The sequence below is a fragment of the Neisseria sp. P0021.S007 genome, assembly GCF_051956855.1.
The window spans coordinates 1-736 of record NZ_JBQCXA010000437.1; the positions used below are offsets into that span (position 1 = coordinate 1).

Sequence of the window (736 nt, forward strand, 5' to 3'; positions counted from 1 at the left end):
GTATTCCCTTACAAATACTGCCGTCTGCGTTTAAAATCATTTTCTGATTACAGGCTCTGACCGCCGTAACATTCTCCGCTGTTTCACTATATAATCCGCATTTTTTGAGCCACCGCCATGCCGAACGCCCTCGTCCTCCAATTTCCCTCCGCCGAAGCCCTGCCTTCCGCCCTCCTCTCCCGCCTGCCCGAGCCTGATTACGCCGATGAAAAGCGTATGCGTTTCATCGTTGAAGAAGGATTTTCTTTAAGCGAGGCAGACGCGGCGTTACTGAGCAGCCGTCAAATCGACCACGCCGTGTTGCCCGATATGGCGTTCGGCGAACTCGGGCTGATTGTCAGCGATATGGATTCGACGCTGATTACCATTGAATGCGTCGATGAAATTGCGGCGGGCGTCGGTTTGAAAGACCGCGTGGCGGAAATTACCGAACGCTCGATGCGCGGCGAATTGGATTTCGAGCAGTCTTTGCGCAGCCGCGTCGCCCTGTTGGCGGGATTGGACGAGCGGGTTTTGGCGGAGGTTTATGAAAACGTTTTGCGGCTCTCGCCCGGTGCGGAATTTTTGTTGGACGAATGTAAGGCGCACGGCGTGAAATTCATGCTGGTGTCGGGCGGATTCACGTTTTTCACCGAAAGGCTGCAACAACGCCTCGGCTTCGAATACCAACACGCCAATGTTTTGGAAATTGAAAACGGCAAGCTGACGGGTCGTCTGAAAGGCAGAATCATCGACG

1 protein-coding gene is annotated in these 736 nt (G+C 53.9%); it reads left to right on the forward strand.

All coding sequences use genetic code 11. From position 1 onward, the window contains the following. Positions 1–117 precede the first annotated feature (117 nt). On the forward strand, positions 118–736 hold a 619-nt coding region (gene serB, locus ACTHUR_RS13855; RefSeq protein WP_440399120.1), incomplete at its 3' end, for a phosphoserine phosphatase SerB.